At 65.4% G+C, this 1129-nt stretch carries 2 protein-coding genes; both read left to right on the forward strand.

The genetic code is table 11. The features are described 5' to 3' along the window. Window positions 1-644, forward strand: a 644-nt coding sequence (locus EN879_RS36750) for an aminomethyltransferase family protein (protein WP_245493942.1), incomplete at its 5' end; no start/stop codon positions are given. Continuing rightward, window positions 637-1129 (forward strand): sarcosine oxidase subunit gamma (locus EN879_RS36755; RefSeq protein WP_127274757.1); only part of this gene is annotated, 493 nt, incomplete at its 3' end. The genes EN879_RS36750 and EN879_RS36755, both read left to right, overlap by 8 nt.

The raw sequence follows: 1129 nt of genomic DNA on the forward strand, positions 1-1129 counted from the left end.
TCGACAACGCCACCTTGCCCTTCATGGGCATCGTGCGCGGCGAAATATCAGTCGTGCCGGTGATGATCTGCCGGCTGTCCTTCTCCGGTGAAATGGCCTTCGAGGTCTATTCCGGCGCCGGCCATGGCACCCATGTCTGGAAAGCGCTTGTCGAAGCCGGCAAGCCGTTCGGGCTGGTCACCTACGGTCTTGAGGCATTGGGCACCATGCGCATCGAAAAGGGCCATGTCACCGGCGCCGAGATCGACGGCCGCACCACGGCGCGCGACCTGCATCTCGACTGGATGCTGTCGAAGAAGAAGCCGTTCATCGGCTCGGCGATGATGGACCGCGAAGGCTTGATCGCATCGGACCGCCTCGAACTGGTCGGCCTGATCGCTCTCGATAACCGGCCGCTCAACGGTGGCGCCCACATCGTCGAGGAGGTTGACGAAGCCAATCCGCACGACTCCATCGGCCATATCACCGCCTGCTGCTATTCGCCGGCGCTCGGCAGACATATCGCGCTGGCGCTGGTCGAGGGCGGCAAGGCACGGCACGGCACGCGCGCCCACGTCTCCGATCCCTTGCGCAACCGGTTCGGACCGGTCGAGATCGTCTCCAACCACTTCTTCGATCCGGACGGGAGCCGCATGCATGGTTGAGCACCAATCCCCGCTTGAGCCGGAATTTCACGTCGGCTCGCACGGCAATTTCGAGCATGGCGTCGAGATCATCCTGACCGAGACGAGGCCGGGCTCGATCGTGCAACTCGCCGCCTGGCCCGGCGAGGAGAAGAGGCTGATCGCAGCCATCCGCACCGTCACCGGGCTGGCGCTTCCCGATGGCGCCGGCGGCGGAGTGAGCGACGGGGTCAAGTCAGTGTTCGGCTTCGCGCCGGGAAAGTTCACCGTTGCCGACGAGGCCGAAGGGCTGGCCGCTGCCTTTGCCAAGGTGGTGACCTCGGCCATCGGCACGGTGACCGATCTCTCGCACGGCCGCACCGCCATCCGCATTGCCGGGCCGAAGGCCGAATGGGTGCTGGCGAAATTCTTCGCCATCGACTTTTCGCTGCCGGCCTTTCCCAATGGCGCCGGCCGCTCGACCGCTCATCACGACGTCTTCGCCCAGATCCAGCGCACCGGCGCCG

The sequence above is a fragment of the Mesorhizobium sp. M7A.F.Ca.AU.002.02.1.1 genome (assembly GCF_003998535.1).
GTDB lineage: Bacteria > Pseudomonadota > Alphaproteobacteria > Rhizobiales > Rhizobiaceae > Mesorhizobium > Mesorhizobium ciceri.